The organism is Nocardioides eburneus, from assembly GCF_040838215.1.
Classification (GTDB): domain Bacteria; phylum Actinomycetota; class Actinomycetes; order Propionibacteriales; family Nocardioidaceae; genus Nocardioides; species Nocardioides eburneus.
On sequence record NZ_JBFPJR010000016.1, the window covers coordinates 20,774 to 37,755 of the forward strand.

At 72.5% G+C, this 16,982-nt stretch carries 17 protein-coding genes; 16 read left to right on the plus strand and 1 reads right to left on the minus strand.

Annotated features, from left to right (window positions below; genetic code table 11):
• Window positions 1–60: 60 nt before the first annotated feature.
• The 8 genes from AB3X52_RS10755 (at window position 61) to AB3X52_RS10790 (ending at window position 8,004) form a co-directional block, all read left to right on the plus strand.
• Entirely contained in the window at window positions 61–816 is a 756-nt protein-coding gene (locus tag AB3X52_RS10755) for an SDR family oxidoreductase (RefSeq protein ID WP_367994066.1), read from the plus strand.
• On the plus strand, window positions 816–1,625 hold the full coding sequence (locus AB3X52_RS10760) for an SDR family oxidoreductase (protein ID WP_367994067.1): 810 nt from the start codon (window positions 816–818) through the stop codon (window positions 1,623–1,625). Before AB3X52_RS10755 ends, AB3X52_RS10760 begins: the two co-directional genes overlap by 1 nt.
• Window positions 1,622–2,611 (plus strand): NADPH:quinone oxidoreductase family protein, encoded by a 990-nt coding sequence (locus AB3X52_RS10765; protein WP_367994068.1) that lies wholly within the window; start codon window positions 1,622–1,624, stop codon window positions 2,609–2,611. The genes AB3X52_RS10760 and AB3X52_RS10765 overlap by 4 nt, the downstream gene beginning before the upstream one ends.
• On the plus strand, window positions 2,608–3,243 hold the full coding sequence (locus tag AB3X52_RS10770; protein WP_367994069.1) for an HAD family hydrolase: 636 nt from the start codon (window positions 2,608–2,610) through the stop codon (window positions 3,241–3,243). The genes AB3X52_RS10765 and AB3X52_RS10770 overlap by 4 nt, the downstream gene beginning before the upstream one ends.
• Entirely contained in the window at window positions 3,240–4,322 is a 1,083-nt protein-coding gene (locus tag AB3X52_RS10775) for a phosphotransferase family protein (protein WP_367994070.1), read from the plus strand. Before AB3X52_RS10770 ends, AB3X52_RS10775 begins: the two co-directional genes overlap by 4 nt.
• Window positions 4,322–5,554, plus strand: a complete 1,233-nt coding sequence (locus AB3X52_RS10780) for an acyl-CoA dehydrogenase family protein (protein ID WP_367994071.1) — start codon at window positions 4,322–4,324, stop codon at window positions 5,552–5,554. The genes AB3X52_RS10775 and AB3X52_RS10780 overlap by 1 nt, the downstream gene beginning before the upstream one ends.
• Before the next feature lie 138 nt (window positions 5,555–5,692).
• Window positions 5,693–6,880 carry an acyl-CoA dehydrogenase family protein gene (locus AB3X52_RS10785; protein ID WP_367994072.1) on the plus strand — a complete coding sequence of 396 codons (1,188 nt, stop codon included), beginning with the start codon at window positions 5,693–5,695 and terminating at the stop codon, window positions 6,878–6,880.
• Window positions 6,877–8,004 (plus strand): acyl-CoA dehydrogenase family protein, encoded by a 1,128-nt coding sequence (locus AB3X52_RS10790; protein ID WP_367994073.1) that lies wholly within the window; start codon window positions 6,877–6,879, stop codon window positions 8,002–8,004. The genes AB3X52_RS10785 and AB3X52_RS10790 overlap by 4 nt, the downstream gene beginning before the upstream one ends.
• A 49-nt stretch (window positions 8,005–8,053) precedes the next feature.
• Here AB3X52_RS10790 and AB3X52_RS10795 read toward each other — a convergent pair whose 3' ends face one another.
• Window positions 8,054–9,265, minus strand: coding sequence for a PucR family transcriptional regulator (locus AB3X52_RS10795; protein WP_367994074.1), 1,212 nt, complete (start codon window positions 9,263–9,265; stop codon window positions 8,054–8,056).
• 162 nt (window positions 9,266–9,427) lie between these two features.
• On the opposite strand from AB3X52_RS10795, the gene AB3X52_RS10800 reads away from it, so the two are divergent.
• From AB3X52_RS10800 to AB3X52_RS10835, 8 genes are all read left to right on the plus strand, one after another.
• Window positions 9,428–10,264 carry an ABC transporter ATP-binding protein gene (locus tag AB3X52_RS10800; RefSeq protein ID WP_367994075.1) on the plus strand — a complete coding sequence of 279 codons (837 nt, stop codon included), beginning with the start codon at window positions 9,428–9,430 and terminating at the stop codon, window positions 10,262–10,264.
• On the plus strand, window positions 10,264–10,968 hold the full coding sequence (locus AB3X52_RS10805) for an ABC transporter ATP-binding protein (RefSeq protein WP_367994076.1): 705 nt from the start codon (window positions 10,264–10,266) through the stop codon (window positions 10,966–10,968). Before AB3X52_RS10800 ends, AB3X52_RS10805 begins: the two co-directional genes overlap by 1 nt.
• 10 nt (window positions 10,969–10,978) lie before the next feature.
• Window positions 10,979–11,857 carry a branched-chain amino acid ABC transporter permease gene (locus AB3X52_RS10810; protein ID WP_367994077.1) on the plus strand — a complete coding sequence of 293 codons (879 nt, stop codon included), beginning with the start codon at window positions 10,979–10,981 and terminating at the stop codon, window positions 11,855–11,857.
• Between the two features lies 1 nt (window position 11,858).
• A complete protein-coding gene (locus tag AB3X52_RS10815) occupies window positions 11,859–12,896 on the plus strand; it encodes a branched-chain amino acid ABC transporter permease (protein WP_367994078.1) in 1,038 nt (345 codons plus the stop codon).
• A gap of 70 nt (window positions 12,897–12,966) precedes the next feature.
• Window positions 12,967–14,310, plus strand: coding sequence for an ABC transporter substrate-binding protein (locus AB3X52_RS10820; RefSeq protein ID WP_367994079.1), 1,344 nt, complete (start codon window positions 12,967–12,969; stop codon window positions 14,308–14,310).
• A 126-nt stretch (window positions 14,311–14,436) separates the two neighbouring features.
• Window positions 14,437–15,249 (plus strand): serine hydrolase, encoded by an 813-nt coding sequence (locus tag AB3X52_RS10825; RefSeq protein WP_367994080.1) that lies wholly within the window; start codon window positions 14,437–14,439, stop codon window positions 15,247–15,249.
• The gene (locus AB3X52_RS10830) at window positions 15,246–16,337 is read left to right on the plus strand and encodes a dipeptide epimerase (RefSeq protein ID WP_367994081.1); all 1,092 of its coding nucleotides are present in this window, start codon (window positions 15,246–15,248) and stop codon (window positions 16,335–16,337) included. The genes AB3X52_RS10825 and AB3X52_RS10830 overlap by 4 nt, the downstream gene beginning before the upstream one ends.
• The gene (locus AB3X52_RS10835) at window positions 16,334–16,978 is read left to right on the plus strand and encodes a C40 family peptidase (RefSeq protein ID WP_367994082.1); all 645 of its coding nucleotides are present in this window, start codon (window positions 16,334–16,336) and stop codon (window positions 16,976–16,978) included. The genes AB3X52_RS10830 and AB3X52_RS10835 overlap by 4 nt, the downstream gene beginning before the upstream one ends.
• Window positions 16,979–16,982 lie beyond the last annotated feature (4 nt).

A 16,982-nucleotide genomic window follows, 5' to 3' on the forward strand; every position in this document is an offset into this window, starting at 1 on the left:
GTGACTGCTGTCACAGCATAAGCAAGCGCTTAGTCAGCAGCCAAGCACGAGGGAGAGCGGATGTCGAGGTTCGAGGGACGTACGGCGATCGTCACCGGCGCGAGTCGCGGGATCGGACTGGGGATCGCCCGGCGGCTCGTCGACGAGGGCGCCAAGGTCGTGATCACCGCCCGGAAGCCGGAGGCGCTGGCGGAGGCGGTCACCGCCCTCGGCGGCCCGGAGCACGCGCTCGGGATCGCCGGCAGGGCCGACGACGTCGACCACCAGGCCGAGGTGATCGGGCGCGCGATCGACACGTTCGGCAGCGCCGACCTGCTCGTCAACAACGCCGGCATCAACCCCATGGCCGGTGGCCTGCTCGACCTCGACCTCGGGGCCGCGCGCAAGACCATCGAGGTCAACTGCCTGGCCGCGATCTCCTGGGTCCAGCAGATCCGGAAGGCCTGGCTCGGCGAGCACGGCGGCGCCATCGTCAACGTCTCGTCGGTCGCCGGCCTCGCGCCCACGCGGCTGCTCGCGATCTACGGTGCCAGCAAGTCGATGCTCAACTACCTCACCCAGGGGCTGGCGCTCGAGCTCGGCCCCGACATCCGGGTCAACGCCGTCCTGCCGGCGGTGGTGAAGACGAAGTTCGCCACCCTGCTCTACGAGGGCAAGGAGGCCGAGGTCGCCGAGGCGTACCCGCTCAAGCGGCTCGGCACGCCGGAGGACATCGCCGGCGTGGTCGCCTTCCTCCTCTCCGAGGACGCCGCCTGGGTGACCGGCCAGCTGCTCACGGTCGACGGCGGCGTCACGCTCGCCGGCGGTGGGGTCTGATGGTGACCTCGCCCCTGACGGCGGGCAGCGGGGTCGTCGTCACCGGGGCCGCGCGCGGGATCGGGAAAGGCCTCGCCGCGAAGCTGACGGCCGAGGGCTGCCGCGTCGTCGTGGCTGACGTCGACGCCACCGAGCTGCAGCGGACGGCCGCGGAGCTCGGCGCCCATCCGGTCGCGAGCGACCTCAGCACACAGGCCGGCGTCGCGGCGCTGGTCCAGGCGGCGGAGGACCACCTCGGCGCGATCGATGCGTGGTATGCCAACGCCGGCATCGACCGGGGTCGCGGTCTCGACGCCTCCGAGGACGACTGGGCGGCGTCGTACGACGTCAACGTGCTCGCCCACGTGCGCACGGCGCGTCTCCTGGTGCCGCGCTGGCTCGCGCGGGCGGAGCAGGAGGAGCACGGCGGGCGGTTCGTCGTCACTGCCTCGGCCGCGGGGCTGCTCACGATGGTGGGCGCCCCGGCCTACTCCGTGACCAAGCATGCGGCGGTCGCCTTCGCGGAGTGGCTCTCGGTGACCTACCGCCACCGCGGCGTTGTCGTCCAGGCGATCTGCCCGCAGGGCGTGCGGACCTCGATGCTCAAGCGCTCGCAGGGCCTGCAGGACCTGCTCAGCCACGACGAGGCGCTCACCCCGGCGCAGGTGGCCGACGTGGTCTGGGAGGCCGCCCAGGACGACCGGTTCCTGATCCTGCCGCACCCGCAGGTCGCGGACTACTACGCCGGCCGGGCGGCCGACCCTGACCGTTGGCTTGCCGGGATGAACCGGATCCAACGTCGACTCGAGGAGCAGGGGGTCCTGTCATGAGGGCGTGGCGTGTCGCCGAGCTGGGGGAGCCGCGGGACGTGATGACACTGGCGGACGTCGAGGATCCGCGGCCGGGGCCCGGTCAGCTCGTCGTCCGGGTCCTCGCCTCGCCGGCCAACTTCCCCGACGTGCTCATGTGCCGCGGGCTCTACCAGGTGCGGCCCGAGCTGCCGTTCACACCGGGTGTGGAGCTGTGCGGCGAGGTCGTCTCCGTCGGCGACGGCGTCACGGACGTCACGCCGGGCGACCGGGTGATCGGCGCCGGCGCCCTGCCGTACGGCGGCTTCGGCGAACTCGCCCTCATGGAGGCCGCGACCACGTTCCCCGCGCCGAGCGGGCTCGACGACGCGCAGGCGTCGTCGCTCTACATCGGCTACCAGACGGGATGGTTCGCGCTCCACCGCCGGGCCGCGCTCCAGCCCGGCGAGACGCTGCTCGTCCATGCGGCGGCGGGCGGTGTTGGCAGCGCGGCGGTCCAGCTCGGCAAGGCTGCCGGCGCGACGGTCGTGGGCGTCGTCGGCGGGTCGGAGAAGGCGAAGGTCGCGGCGGCGTTGGGGGCCGACGTCGTGGTCGACCGCTACACCGACGACTTCGTCGCCGTGGTCAAGGAGATGACCGGCGGTCGTGGCGCCGACGTCGTCTACGACCCGGTCGGCGGCGACACCTATGACCGGTCGACCAAGTGCATCGCCTTCGAGGGCCGGATCCTCGTCATCGGCTTCGCGGGCGGGCGCATCCAGCAGGCGGCGCTCAACCACGCGCTGATCAAGAACTACGCGATCCTCGGCCTGCACTGGGGGCTCTACAACCAGCAGGCGCCGGGGCTGGTGGCGCAGTGCCATCGCGAGCTGGTGAGGCTCGCCGACGAGGGCGCCATCGCGCCGCTGGTGAGCGAGCGGCTGCCGCTGGAGCGGGTCGCCGACGGCGTACAACGCCTCGCCGACGGCACCACCGTCGGCCGGGTCGTCTACGAGGCCTCGGCATGAAGGCGGTCGTCCTCGACTACGGCGGCGTGCTGACCTCACCCGTCGGCGCCTCGATCACGGCCTGGCTCGAGGCCGACGGGATCCGTCCGGAGAGCTTCACCGCCGTCCTCAAGGAGTGGCTGGGCCGCGACGCCGCGCCGGGGACGCCGATCCACCGCCTCGAGCTCGGCGAGCTGAGCATCGCCGAGTTCGACGCTCTGCTGGCCGCACGCCTGCAGACGTACGACGGCGGCCCGGTCGCGGCGCAGGGCGTGCTGTCGCGGCTGTTCGCCGGGCTGCGCCCCGACCCCGCGATGTGGAAGCTCGCCGAGGACCTGTGTGCGGCGGGCCACCGGGTCGCGCTGCTCTCCAACAGCTGGGGCGACACCTACCCGCGTGACCGGCTGACGGCGCTCTTCGACCCGATCGTGATCTCGGCCGAGGTGGGGCTGCGCAAGCCGGACCCGGCGATCTATCGGCTCGTCCTCGAGCGGCTCGGGGTCGACGCCGAGGAGTGCGTGTTCGTCGACGACGCGGAGCCCAATATCGCGGGCGCGCGGGCGATGGGCCTCGAGGCGGTGCTCCACACGGACGCCGCCACCACCCGGGCGGCCCTGGCCACCCTCGTCCCGGAGCTCGGAGGTGTGGCGTGATCGCGCAGGAAGCGACCGAGAGCCTCCCCGGTCTCGACCTCGCCCGGCTCCACCCGTGGCTGGTCGAGCACCTCCCCGAGGTTCGCGCCGCCTCGCCGGCGGGGCTCACCGCGCGCCACATCGCCGGTGGGAAGTCCAACCTCACCTACGAGGTGGGGGACGGCACGGGCACCTGGATCGTCCGGCGTCCACCGCTCGGTCACGTGCTGGCGACGGCGCACGACATGGCCCGGGAGTACACCGTGATGACCGCGCTGCGCGACACCGCTGTGCCGGTGCCGAGGACCTTCGCGCTCTGCCGTGACGAGGAGGTGCTCGGTGCGCCGTTCTATGTGATGGAGCGGGTGGTCGGACGGCCCTACCGGCACGCCAGCGAGCTGGAGCCGCTCGGGCCTGCGCGGACCCGCGGGCTGTGTGAGCAGCTGGTCGACGTCTTGGCCGCGCTCCACGCCGTCGACCCGGCCGAGGTGGGGTTGGGCGACTTCGGTCGCCCGGAGGGGTTCCTCTCCCGTCAGGTCGGCCGCTGGAAGAAGCAGCTCGACGCCTCCCACACCCGTGACCTCCCTGCCGCCGAGGAGCTCCACCGCCGGCTGGCGGCCGCGGTCACGACGGTCGAGGAGGTCGGGTCGGTGCCGGGGATCGTCCACGGTGACTACCGGCTCGACAACGTCCTCACCGACACCGACACCGACACCGACGACGGCGAGGACCGGATCCGGGCGGTCGTCGACTGGGAGATGGCCACGCTCGGCGACCCCGTCACCGACCTCGCCGTCCTCATCACCTATCAGCGGATGGCCGACTGGGCCGCCGATGGGACCGTCACCGACGTGAGCCGGGCTCCGGGCTGGCTCTCCGAGGACGAGCTCCTCGGGCGCTACGACGCGGCCAGCCACCGCGACCTCACCCACTTCGGGTTCTACCTCGGGCTCGCGGCCTTCAAGCTCGCCGCGATCCTCGAGGGCATCCACTACCGCTACCTGCAGGGCCAGACCGTCGGGCCCGGCTTCGACACCGTCGGCGACGCGATCCACCCGCTGCTGGACGCCGGCCTCACCGCACTAGGAGAGAGAGCCTGATGGACTTCGCACATGACGCCCGCACCGAGGAGCTCCGGGCGGACCTGCTCGACTTCATGACGTCGTACGTCGAACCGGCGGAGCCGGTCTTCGACGAGCAGCTGGCCGCACAACCGGACCCGTGGGCCTGGGACACCGTGCCGGTGCTCCAGGAGCTGCGGGCCGAGGCCCGCAGCCGGGGACTGTGGAACCTCTTCCTGCCGGGGGAGGCAGGCGCGGGGCTGACCAACCTGCAGTACGCCCCACTCGCCGAGCTCACCGGCCGCAGCCACCTTGCGCCCGCCGCGCTCAACTGCGCGGCGCCCGACACCGGCAACATGGAGGTGCTGGCGCAGTTCGGGACCGAGGTACAGAAGAAGGAGTGGCTCGAGCCGCTCCTCGACGGCCGGATCCGGTCCTCGTTCGCGATGACCGAGCCCGACGTGGCCTCCTCGGACGCGACCAATATCGCGACCCGGATCGAGCGCGACGGCGACTCCTACGTGATCAACGGCCGCAAGTGGTGGATCACCGGGGCGATGAACCCCAACGCGACGATCCTCATCGTCATGGGCAAGACCGACCCCGACGCCGAGCGCCACCGGCAGCAGTCGATGATCCTGGTCCCGCGTGACACCCCGGGGCTGGAGGTCAAGCGCGGGATGGAGGTCTTCGGCTATGACGACCACGACCACGGCGGTCACGCCGAGCTGGCCTTCCACGACGTGCGCGTGCCGGTGGCGAACCTGATCGGCGAGGAGGGGGCCGGGTTCGCGATCGCGCAGGCGCGGCTGGGTCCTGGCCGGATCCACCACTGCATGCGGTCGATCGGTCTCGCGGAGAAGGCGGTCGAGCTGATGTGCGAGCGGGTCGAGGGTCGGGTGGCGTTCGGCCGGCCGCTCGCGGAGCAAGGCGTGGTCCGGGACTGGATCGCGGAGTCGCGGGTCCGGATCGAGCAGCTGCGGCTGCTGGTGCTCAAGACCGCGTGGCTGATGGACACGGTCGGCAACAAGGGCGCCCACACCGAGATCCAGGCGATCAAGATCGCGACGCCGGCCACGGTGCAGTGGATCCTCGACAAGGCCATCCAGGCGCACGGTGCCGGCGGGCTCTCGCAGGACTTCCCGCTGGCCCGGGCGTACGCCGGCATCCGGACGCTCCGGTTCGCCGACGGCCCCGACGAGGTGCACAAGAACGCGCTGGCCCGCGCCGAGCTGCGCCGCCAGGCCGCACGCCGGGAGGGACCCCGATGAACCACCCCACTCGATTCTCGGCCTCCCCCGCTCCGCTCCTCCGCCCGACAATCGATCGGGGACCCCGATGAGCCACCCCACTCGATTCTCGGCCTTCCCCGCTCCGCTCCTCCGCCCGACCATCGAGCGGGGACCCCGATGACTCCCGACGAGCTGCGGGAGCGCGTGGCGGCGTTCCTCGCCGAGCACGACCCGGCCACCACCGACCGGTCCGCGTTCCTGCACGCGCGCTACCGCGCCGGCCTCGCCTGGGTCTCCTTCCCCGAGGGGTACGGCGGCCTCGGCCTGCCCCGGGCGCTGCAGCCGCTGGTCGACGGGCTGTTCGCCGCCGCCGGGGCGCCCGACAACAACCCTCGGCGCAACGGCATCGGGCTCGGCATGGCCGCGCCCACGATCCTCGCGTTCGGCACCGAGGAGCAGAGGCAGCGCTACCTCGAGCCGCTGTGGTGCGGTGAGGAGATCTGGTGCCAGCTCTTCAGCGAGCCGGGCGCCGGCTCCGACCTTGCGGGTCTGGCGACGCGTGCGGTCCGCGACGCCGAGGGCTGGGTCGTCAACGGACAGAAGGTCTGGACGTCGGGCGCGCACAACGCGGACTTCGCGATCCTGGTGGCGCGCACCGACCCGGACGTCCCCAAGCATCGCGGACTCACCTACTTCCTGTGCGACATGCACGCCCCGGGCGTCGACGTACGCCCGCTACGGCAGATCACCGGCGAGGCGGAGTTCAACGAGGTCTTCCTGACCGACGTACGCATCCCCGACGGCCAGCGCCTCGGCGAGGTGGGGGACGGGTGGCGGGTCGCCAACGCGACGCTCAACAACGAACGAGTGGCGATCGGCGGCCACGCCCAGCCGCGTGAGGGCGGCATGGTCGGGCTCGTCGCCCAGTCGTGGCGGGAGCGGCCCGAGGCCCACACGCCCGAGCTGCACGACCGGCTGATGCGGCTCTGGGTCGAGGCCGAGGTCGCCCGGCTCACCGGCCAGCGGCTGCGCCAGAAGCTGGCGGTGGGGCAGCCGGGTCCCGAGGGCTCGGCCATGAAGCTCACCTTCGCCCGGATCAACCAGGAGCTGACCGGCCTCGACCTCGAGATCCGGGGTGCCGACGGGCTGCGCTACGAGTCCGAGCCGGGCTGGACGATGCGGCGACCCGAGCAGGTCGACATGACCGGTCGCGACGCCGTCTACCGCTACCTGCGCGCCAAGGGGAACTCCATCGAGGGCGGCACCTCCGAGATCCTCCGCAACATCGTCGCCGAGCGCGTCCTCGGCCTGCCCAGTGAGCCGCGCGTCGACAAGGACGTGCCGTGGAAGGAGATCCCGCGATGACCGCGACCCACGCGCGCGACGACGTCGAGCTGCGCGACACCGAGCTGGAGCAGGACCTGCGCACCACCGTCCGCGACTTCCTCGCCGACCGCTGCGAGCCGGGCGCCGTGGCGGCGCTCTACGACGGTGACCGCTCGGCCGTCGCCGGCCTGTGGAAGGGGCTCGCCGGCGACCTCGGTCTCGCCGGGCTGCTCGTCCCCGAGGAGTACGGCGGCGCCGGGGCCTCCGCCCGCGAGGCGGCCGTGGTGCTCGAGGAGCTGGGGCGCTCCGTCGCCCCGGTGCCGTTCCTCACCAGCAGCGTCATCGCGACGACCACCCTTCTCGCCGGGCCGACCGACGCCGGTCGGGAGCTGCTCACCGGGCTCGCGACGGGGGAGCGGACCGCGGCGCTCGCGCTGCCGCTGACGGCCGCGGTCGGCGACGACCTGACCGACGCGTCAGTCAGGTCGCCGGTCGTCTCCGTCGCCGGGGCGATCGAGGCCGACGTCCTGCTGGTCCCGGCCGTGGCCGAGGGCGGTCTCGAGCTTCGGGCCGTCCCGGCGAGCGCGGTGACCGTCACCCCGGTCGTCTCGCTCGACATGAGCCGCCAGCTCGCCGACGTGACCGTGGACGCGCCGGCGGCGGCCGACGCCCCGGTCGTCGTCGGTGCGCCCGCCGCCCTCGATGCGATACGCCAAGGACTGATGGCCGGCACCGCGCTGCTCGCCGCCGAGCAGGTCGGCGTGGCGCAGTGGTGCCTCGCCCAGACGGTCGCCTACCTCAAGCAGCGGCGCCAGTTCGGCCGGATCGTCGGCGGCTTCCAGGCGCTCAAGCACCGGCTGGCCGACCTCTACACCAGCGTGGAGGGTGCCTCGGCCGCGGCGACCTACGCCGCCGCCGTACTCGCCGCCGAGGGCCCGGCGACCCAGGAGGCCGAGATCGCCGCCCGTGTCGCCGCGGCCTGGTGCGGCGACGTCGCAGTGACCGCCGGCGAGGAGGCGGTCCAGCTCCATGGCGGCATCGGGATGACCTGGGAGCATCCCACCCACCTCTACCTCAAGCGTGCGAAGGCGGACCAGCTCGCCCTGGGCCTCCCCGGTGCCCACCGGGCCCGGCTGGGGGATCTGGTGGATCTGACCGTGTGAGTGGCTGACCGGGCGTCCTGCGCTCGGCCCGGACGAGCTCGGCGCAGGCTCAGCGGTCGAGTGCCATGAGGCCGAGCTGCAGCAGCAGCCGGTCCTCGGGGTCGTCCAGGCGACGCCCGGTCAGCGACTGCAGCTGCCGCATGCGGTACATCACCGTGTTGCGGTGGCAGAACAGGTCCTGCGCGGCGTGGGTGGGCGAGCCGTGGTGGGCGAGGAGGGCCCGCAGCGTCTCGACGAGCACCTCCGCCTGGTGGTTGGGCTGGGCGAGGACCGGACCGAGGGTCCGGCGCACGAGGAGCGCGGTCACGGCCGGGCTGGCGGTGAGCAGCACGCGTGGCAGCCGGTCCTCGACGTCGGAGACCTCGGTGCGTCCCCGCGGGATCGTCTCCACCGTGTGGCACGCGAGCTGGAAGGCCGTGCAGAAACCCGCCAGGCCGGTGGAGGCGGCGACGCCGACCCGACCCGAGGAGCATTGGGCGAGCAGCGCGACGACGTCACGGACCGGGTGGCTGCCGAGTCGGACCAGGCCGAAGTGCAGGTCGCCGCGGACCTGCCAGTACGACGTCAGCCCGGCCTCCTCGAGCCGGTCGTCGGGGTTGCGCAGGGGGCTGTCCCGGTCGCCGTCGAAGGCGGCGACGACGCAGGCGAGCGGCTCGTCGGCGGCGACGCCGAGCACCTCCTGCACCTCGGCCGCGAAGGCGGGATCGCTGCCGCGGCCCTCGACGAGGCCGTCCAGGAGCCGTCCCTGCAGCTGCAGGTCGCGGCGCTGCAGCAGCGCGCTCTCCTTGCGGTAGGCCGCCGACATCACGGAGTTCTGGACGTCGAGGTTGGACCAGATCCGGCGGCCCGCGACCAGGACGACGTACTCGTCGAGCTCGGAGCCGGGCTCGCGCTGGCGGTGCACGAGCGCCTCCCAGAGCACGCGGGTACCCATCGTGTAGGCGTTGAGGACGAGCTCGAGCGGCACACCCTGGCGGGCGCGGCGCCGGCCGGTCTCCCGCCAGAGCTCCTGCGCGTCGTCCGCCGTCGCCATCCCGGCCATGGCGCGCAAACCCAGTCGGACGTGCTCGCGCGTGCTCTGCCGCAGGTCGGCCTGGATCTGGGGCCCCGCGGTGTCGTACCACTCCCGCTCTCGCTCGAGCAGCGTCAGGGTGATGTCGTCGGCGATCGCGTCGGCGCGGGGGACGAGGCCGGCCCAGGCGCGCTCGACCTGACGCCGGAGTGCCTCCCCCGACGCCGATGTGTCCTGGGTCACACGCACGCAGGCACCTTCGCACGAGCGCACAGTCCTGCCAAGAGGCCTCGGCGGACCGCCGCGGGGAACCGGACGGGGAGCCCGAACAGGATTGGGCGCTCCGCCCATGTCCGGTGCTGTGCTCAGCGACCAAAGTGATCCCCGTCACATCACGGGAGAGGGATGCCGATGGCCGACGACGCTGCCCCCCTGCGGCCGGGTGCCGCACCGCTCTTCTCGGTCCAAGACGTGTCCGTGCGGTTCGGTGGGGTCCACGCTCTCTCCGGGGTGTCGCTGGAGGTCGCGCCCCACGAGGTGCTGGGCGTGATCGGCCCGAACGGCGCCGGCAAGACGACCCTCTTCAACGTGCTCTGCGGGTTCGTCGTGCCGCAGCAGGGCGAGCTGTCCTGGGAGGGCCGTCGACTGCCGCGGGTGCGTCCCTCCCGCCTCGCCCGGCACGGCATCGCGCGGACCCTGCAGGGTCTCGGCCTCTTCGACCGGATGAGCGTGCTGGAGAACGTCGTCGTGGGCGCTGAGGTGCACGCCCGCTCCGGCTTCTGGGCGGGGCTCGCGGGACTCGGCAGCCGCGACGAGGCCAGACTCACCGAGCGGGCGCGGGCGACGCTGGCCAGGCTCGGCATCGAGGAGTACGCCGACCGGCTGCCGCCCAGCCTGCCCTACGCGATCCGGAAGAAGGCCGCCCTCGCCCGGGCACTGGTGGCGGAGCCCCGGCTCCTGCTGCTCGACGAGCCGGCGAGCGGGCTCTCGCGCGAGGAGATGGACGAGCTCGGGGCGCTCATCCGCGAGCTGACCGAGTCCACGGCCACCATGCTCGTCGAGCACCACATGGATCTGGTGATGACCGTGTGCGACCGGGTGATGGTGCTCGACTTCGGGCGGGTCATCGCGAGCGGGACGCCCGCCCAGGTCCAGGACGACCCGGCGGTCCTCGCGGCCTACCTCGGCAACGCCGTCGACCATGCGCAGGTGGAGCACTCCGCCGGGACCGCGACGGAGGTGCGTTGATGCTGGCCGTGGACGACCTCGTCACCCGCTACGGCGCGGTGACCGCGCTCGACGGCATCAGCCTGGAGGCGCCCGAGGGGCAGGTGACCGCCGTGCTCGGGGCCAACGGCGCCGGCAAGACCACGCTGCTGCGGACCATCTCCGGGCTGGTCCGGCCGCAGCAGGGTCGGGTCCTGCTCGACGGCACGGACCTCAGCAGGACGCCGCCGGAGAAGATGACCAGCCTCGGCATCGCGCACGTCCCGGAAGGGCGCGGCGTCATCGCCGAGCTCTCCGTGGCGGAGAACCTCCGTCTCGGCGGGCTCCACCGCCGCGCCGGGGCCGAGGCGGTGGACCTCGACCGGGTCTTCGCGTTGTTCCCGGTCCTCAAGGAGCGTCGCACCGCGACCGCCCACGTCCTCTCGGGCGGGGAGCGGCAGATGCTCGTCATCGGTCGCGCGCTGATGGCGGCGCCCCGCATCCTGCTCCTCGACGAGCCGTCGTTGGGCCTCGCGCCCCGGGTCGTCGCGCAGATCCTGGCGCTGCTGCGCAACCTCGTCGAGAGCGAGGGCCTCACGGTCCTGCTCGTCGAGCAGAACGCGGCCAGCGCCCTCTCGATCGCCGACCGCGGTGTCGTGCTCAACCTCGGCAGCGTCGTCGCCAGCGGCGCCGCCGAGAGGCTCGCCGCCGACGAGAAGCTCCGTCACGCCTACCTGGGGTTCTAAAGGAGGGACCGTGCAACAGTTCTTCACCACGCTCCTTGCGGGCCTGACGCTGGGCGCCGTCTACGCCGCCTTCGCGCTGGCGCTCTGCCTGATCTGGCGCTCCACGCGGGTGGTCAACTTCGCGCAGGCGCCGATGGCGATGGTCACGACCTACGTCGCGCTCGAGGTCATCGACCACACCGGCAGCTACTGGTTCGGCTTCGCCGTCGCGCTGCTCGCCGGGCTCGTCCTCGGCGCGGTGGTCGAGCGTGGCTTGGTCCGGTTCGTGGAGGGCAAGTCCGACCTCAACGTCGTCATCCTGACGCTCGGCCTCTTCGTCGTCCTGCACTCGCTGGCGGCGATCGTGTTCGGACAGGACTACAAGTCGTTCCCGGCGCCGTTCGGGCTGCGCGGCCTCCACGTCGCCGGCCACGACATCGCGATCACGGGCTTCGGGATCTTCACACTGATCGCCGTCGCGGTCGTCTTCGGGCTCCTCGTGGCGCTCTTCCGCTTCACCGACCTCGGGCTCAAGATGCGGGCCTCGGCGTTCAGTCCCGAGGTGGCGCGGCTCCTCGGCGTACGCGTCGGGAAGATGCTCACCCTCGGCTGGGCGCTCGCCGCGGTGGTCGGCTCCCTGGCCGGGCTGCTCGTCGCCGGCGGCAACCTGGTCTTCCCGCAGTTCATGGACTCGGTCGTCGTCTACGGCTTCGTGGCCGCGGTCCTCGGCGGCCTGGACAGCCCTGCGGGATCGGTCGTCGGCGGCCTGGTCCTCGGCCTCGCACTGAGCTTCGTGAGCGGGTACGCCGCGTCCGACCTCGTCCCGATCACCGCGCTCGGGATCCTCGTGCTCGTGCTGCTGGTGCGGCCGGGCGGTCTCTTCTCCCATGTCGCCGAACGGAGGGTCTGAGATGGCAGCCATCACGCGGGTGTGGCGGATCCCGCTGGTCCGCCACGGCGTCCTCGGACTCCTGGCTCTGGTGGTCATGATCTTCGTGCTGAGCCAGCTCAGCCCGTTCCGCAACGCCCAGATGGCGACGATGGCCTACCTCGCGATCGCCGCAGGCGGCCTCACCGTCCTCACGGGTCTCTCCGGGCAGCTCTCGCTCGGCCACGGAGCGTTCCTCGCCGTCGGTGCCTACACGTCGGCGTACCTCCTCAAGGACGGTGACCCGCCGTTCCCGCTCGTGGTCGTCATGCTCGTCTCGGTGGTGATCACGGTCGTCGTCGGCGCCGTCGTCGGGGTCGCAGCCGCGCGGCTCAAGGGCCCGTACGTCGCCGGCGCGACCCTCGCGCTCGCGGTGGCCGTCCCCGCGCTGGTGAGGTACGCCGGCGGTCTCGGCCAGGAACAGGGGCTCCACGTCGTGGTCCCCGACGTGCCGCGCTGGTTCGACGACACCATCTGGCAGATCACCGGCGTCGACGTCGACCCGACGAGCTACGTCGCCTACCTCGGCTGGATCGCGCTCATCGTCAGCTACGTCCTGCTGGCGAACCTCATGCGCAGCCGCACCGGCCGCAACTGGCGCGCGCTGCGCGACAACGACGTCGCCGCCGAGATCGCCGGCATCACGCTGGGTCGGTCGCGGGTCCTCGCCTTCGTCGTGAGTACGGCGGCGGCCGGCCTGGCCGGGGCCGTGATGGCGCTCGCGGTGCGGGTCGCGGCGCCGAGCGGCTTCCCGGTCGATCTCTCGCTGACGCTGATCAGCGCGGTCGTGCTGGGCGGGCTCGGCAGCCTCACCGGTGCCCTGCTGGGGGCGGCGTTGCTGACCTTCCTGCCTCAGGCCGTCACCAGCTGGGGCACGTCAGCGGGCCTCTCCGACGTCCAGGCCGCGGAGCTCGCGCCCGTCGTCTACGGCCTCATCATGATGGCCGTCATCCTGCTCGCGCCCGCCGGCGTGGTGGGCAGCCTCCGTCAGCTCTGGCAACGCCGACGAGGCCTCGTCTGAACCCTCGTCGCCTCGCTGCCCGCGACTCCCTCGTCGTACACCTCGCACCACCCGAGAAGGAGACCGACACATGACACGCACGACACGCAGGGGACACCGGCTCCGCGGCTCGGCAGGGGCCGTGGCGCTGCTGCTCGTCGGGGCGCTCGCGCTGGCGGGCTGCGGCCGCGACCAGAGCAGCCGCGACGAAGGAAGTGCGGGCGACTCCACCGGGGTCACCGACACCTCCATCAAGATCGGCGCGACCTACCCGCTCACCGGGGTGGCGGCGCCCGGCTACAGCGAGATCCCCAAGGGGGTGAAGGCGTACTTCGACTACGTCAACGACCACGGCGGCGTCTACGACCGCAAGATCGACTACGTCGTGAAGGACGACGCCTACAACCCGACCACGACGAGCTCGGTCACCAACGAGCTCGTGCTCAAGGACCAGGTGTTCGCCGTGATGGGGGCGCTCGGCACGCCGACCCACGAGGCGGTCGTCGACTTCCTCAACTCCAGCAAGGTGCCCGACGTCTTCGTCTCGAGCGGCTCGGTGACGTGGGGCGACGATCCGACGAAGCACCCCTGGACCTTCGGCTGGCAGACGGACTACGAGTCCGAGGGCAAGATCATCGGCAAGTGGATCGCGGACAACATGCCGCACGCCAAGGTCGGTCTCTTCCTGCAGAACGACGACTTCGGCGCCTCGGGCGAGAAGGGGCTGCGGCAGTACATCGACAAGCAGATCGTGGCCGTGTCGAAGTACACCCCCGGCGGGACCGACGTGACGCCGCAGATCGCCGCGCTCAAGGCGAAGAAGGCCGACCTCGTCGTGGGCTTCAACGTGCCGTCCTACACCGCGCTCTCGCAGCTGGTCGCGATGAAGCTGAACTACCAGCCGCAGTGGTTCTACTCCAACGTGGGCAGCGACGCGACGCTCGTCGGCTCTCTGCTGGCGAACTTCTCCAAGGGGCAGGTCAAGAACGGCGCGGCGCTGCTCAACGGCGTCATGACCACCGCCTACCTGCCCACGGTCGACATGACCGACGACCCGTGGATCCAGCTGTTCGAGAAGGTCTGGAAGGCCAATGGCGTCAAGGGGCCGCTGAGCAACTACGAGGTCTACGGCATGGCGCAGGCCTACACGTTCGTCCAGGCGCTGCAGGCGGCCGGCAAGGACCTCACCCGTGAGGGGCTCGTCAAGGTGCTCGAGGAGCAGGGCGGGAGCCTCACCGGGCCCGTGTATGCGCCGTACCGCTTCAGCGCCGACAGCCATCTCGGCACCTCGGGCATGAAGGTGGTCAAGCTGGAGGGCGGCAAGGTCCAGCAGGTCACCGGCGTCGAGACCACCGACATCGGCGATGCTGCCATCACCAACGCCGACCAGGAGGAGGCGACGCCGCCGGCCGACGGCATCCCGCCGGCCAAGTAGCGACACTCCGCCGGTCGAGTCGAGCCCGGACACGGCGGGGCCGGCGCGAGACCCCCACCTCGCCTCCGCAGGAGGTCCGATGGTGGGGGTCTCGACCCCACGGGCCGGCGCCTGTGGGGTCTCGCCGTGGCCACTACGCTCGAGGGCATGACCGTGGGGATGGGTGACGCGCTGGTCTCGACCTGGGTGAGCGGGCTCGACGGCCCACCCATGCACGCACAGAACGTCAACCAGCAGCACGACGCCGCGAGCCTGGTGAAGCTCCCGGTCGCGATGGCGGCCTACCGCCTCCTCGACCGTGGCGAGCTCGACCTCGACGAGCAGGTCGCCGTGCACGACGAGTTCGCGTCCGTCGTCGACGGCGCGCGCTTCACGATGAGCGCCGCGGACGACCAGGACCCGGAGACGTGGGAGGCGATCGGCGGCTCGCTCCCGCTCCATGATCTCGTACGACGGTCGCTGACCCGGTCGGGCAACCTGGCCGCCAACCTCGTCCTCGAGCGGGTCGGGCTCGCCGAGGTCGCGGCGGTCCTCGCCGATGCCCACTGCTCGCCCATGACGGAGGTGACCCGGTGGATCGGGGACGCTCCGGCGCGCGACGCGGGACGCACCAACCTCGTGACCGCCCACGACATGGGCCGCCTGCTCGCCGGCCTCGCCGGTGGGCGGCTGGCCTCGCCGGCGTCGAGCGCGGCGCTGGAGGAGATCCTGCGCGACCAGGTCTACCGCGACGCGATCCCGGCGGGGCTGCCGGGTGACGTGTCGGTCGGCAACAAGACGGCCTGGATCGACGGGGTCCGCCACGACGTCGCGATCGCCCGCCCGGAGGGCCGCGACCCGGTCGTCATCGCCATCTTGACGACCGGGCTCGACGACGAGGAGTCGGAGTGGCGGATCAGCGAGCTGGCGCGCTTCCTGTGGGACACCCTGCCGGCGTGATCACCGGCCTCCGCACGCGCGTTGTCCGGGTCCCGCTGCGGGCGCCGTTCATCACCGCGCAGCGGCGCACGGACGCCGTGGAGACGCTCGTCGTCGAGCTGAGCGACGAGGACGGCGTCACCGGCTGGGGCGAGGCACCGCAGGTCTGGCGGGTCACCGGGGACTCCCTGGCCGGCTCCCGTGCCTGTCTCGAGGGGCCGCTGCGCGAGGTGCTGGTGGGCGCGCCCGTCGACCCGCGGGAGACCGCTCCGCGGGTGCAGCGCGCGGTGGTCGCCAACCATGCCGCCAAGATGGCGGCCGACATCGCGCTCCACGACCTCGCCGCGCGGCGTACGGGTCGGACGCTCGCCGAGCATCTCGCGAGCCTCGTCGGGGCGACCGCCACCACCGGCCCGGTCCGCACCGACGTGACGCTCTCCGCCGGTGAGCCCGCCGACCTGGCCGAGGCGGCGGTCGCCCGGGCCCGGGAAGGCTTCACGACGCTCAAGGTCAAGGTCGGGACCGACGCCGGCACCGACGTGGACCGTGTGCTCGCCGTGCGCGCCGCGGTCGGGCCCGACGTCGTGCTCCGCCTCGACGCCAACCAGGGCTGGGACGCGCGCGAGGCCGTGCGCGTGATCGGCGAGCTCGAGGATGCCGGTGCCGGTCTCGAGCTGGTCGAGCAGCCGGTCGCCCGGCGCGATCTCGCCGGCCTCGCCCACGTCCGCCGCCACGTCGCGACGCCGGTGATGGCCGACGAGTCGGTGTTCGACCTCGACGACCTCGTCGAGGTCATCCGCACGGGCGCCGCCGACTGTGTCAACGTCAAGCTGGCCAAGTGTGGCGGCCTGACGCCGGCGCTGGAGATGCTCGAGGTCGCTGGGCGCCACGGGCTGGGCCGCATGGTCGGCTGCATGATGGAGTCCCATCTCGGCGTCGGCGCGGGCGCCGCGCTCGTCGCCGCGCTGGGACTTCCGGGCGCCCACGACCTCGACGCCGGCTGGTGGGCACGCTCCTCGCCGTACGTCGGCGGAGTGGTGTACGACGGCGCGCGGATCGCGCTCCCGGACGAGCCGGGCCTCGCGATCACCGGACTGGTGGCGCGATGACATTCACGGTCAGCGCGGTCAGCGACGTGCGTGCCGAGCCCGACGACGCCGCCGAGCTGGTCACCCAGCTGCTCCCCGCTGAGTCGGTCGAGCGCCTCGCGCAGGTAGGGGAGTGGAGCCGGATCGTGGCGCCCGCCCAGCCGTCGGCGCGCGACGAGCGGGGCTATCCCGGCTGGGTCCGCACCGCCGCTCTCACCCGAGGTGACACCCAGCGTGCGCTCGGGCGCACCCTCGGCGTCGCCTCGCTCGTCGACGAGGCGCGGCGCTATCTCGGCACGCCCTATCTGTGGGGAGGGACGACGGCCGCCGGCATCGACTGCTCCGGCCTGACCCACGTCAGCGCCCGCGCGCTCGGACGCACCATCCCGCGTGACGCGCGGGACCAGGCCCGCGCGCTCGCGCCGGTCGACCTCGCCGACGTGCGCGCGGGCGACCTCTACTTCTTCGCCGCCAGCGACGGCCGGGTCACCCATGTCGCGATTGCGACCGGCCCGCTCGGCCCCGACGGCAGCCGGCCGATGATCCACGCCTCCGACGCCGACGGCCAGCACGCCGTCGTGGAGGAGCCGATGAGCGACGTACGCCGCGCTGCCCTCGTGGCGGCCGCACGGCTGACCGGTGTCCTGGCGGATGAGGTTTGAACCA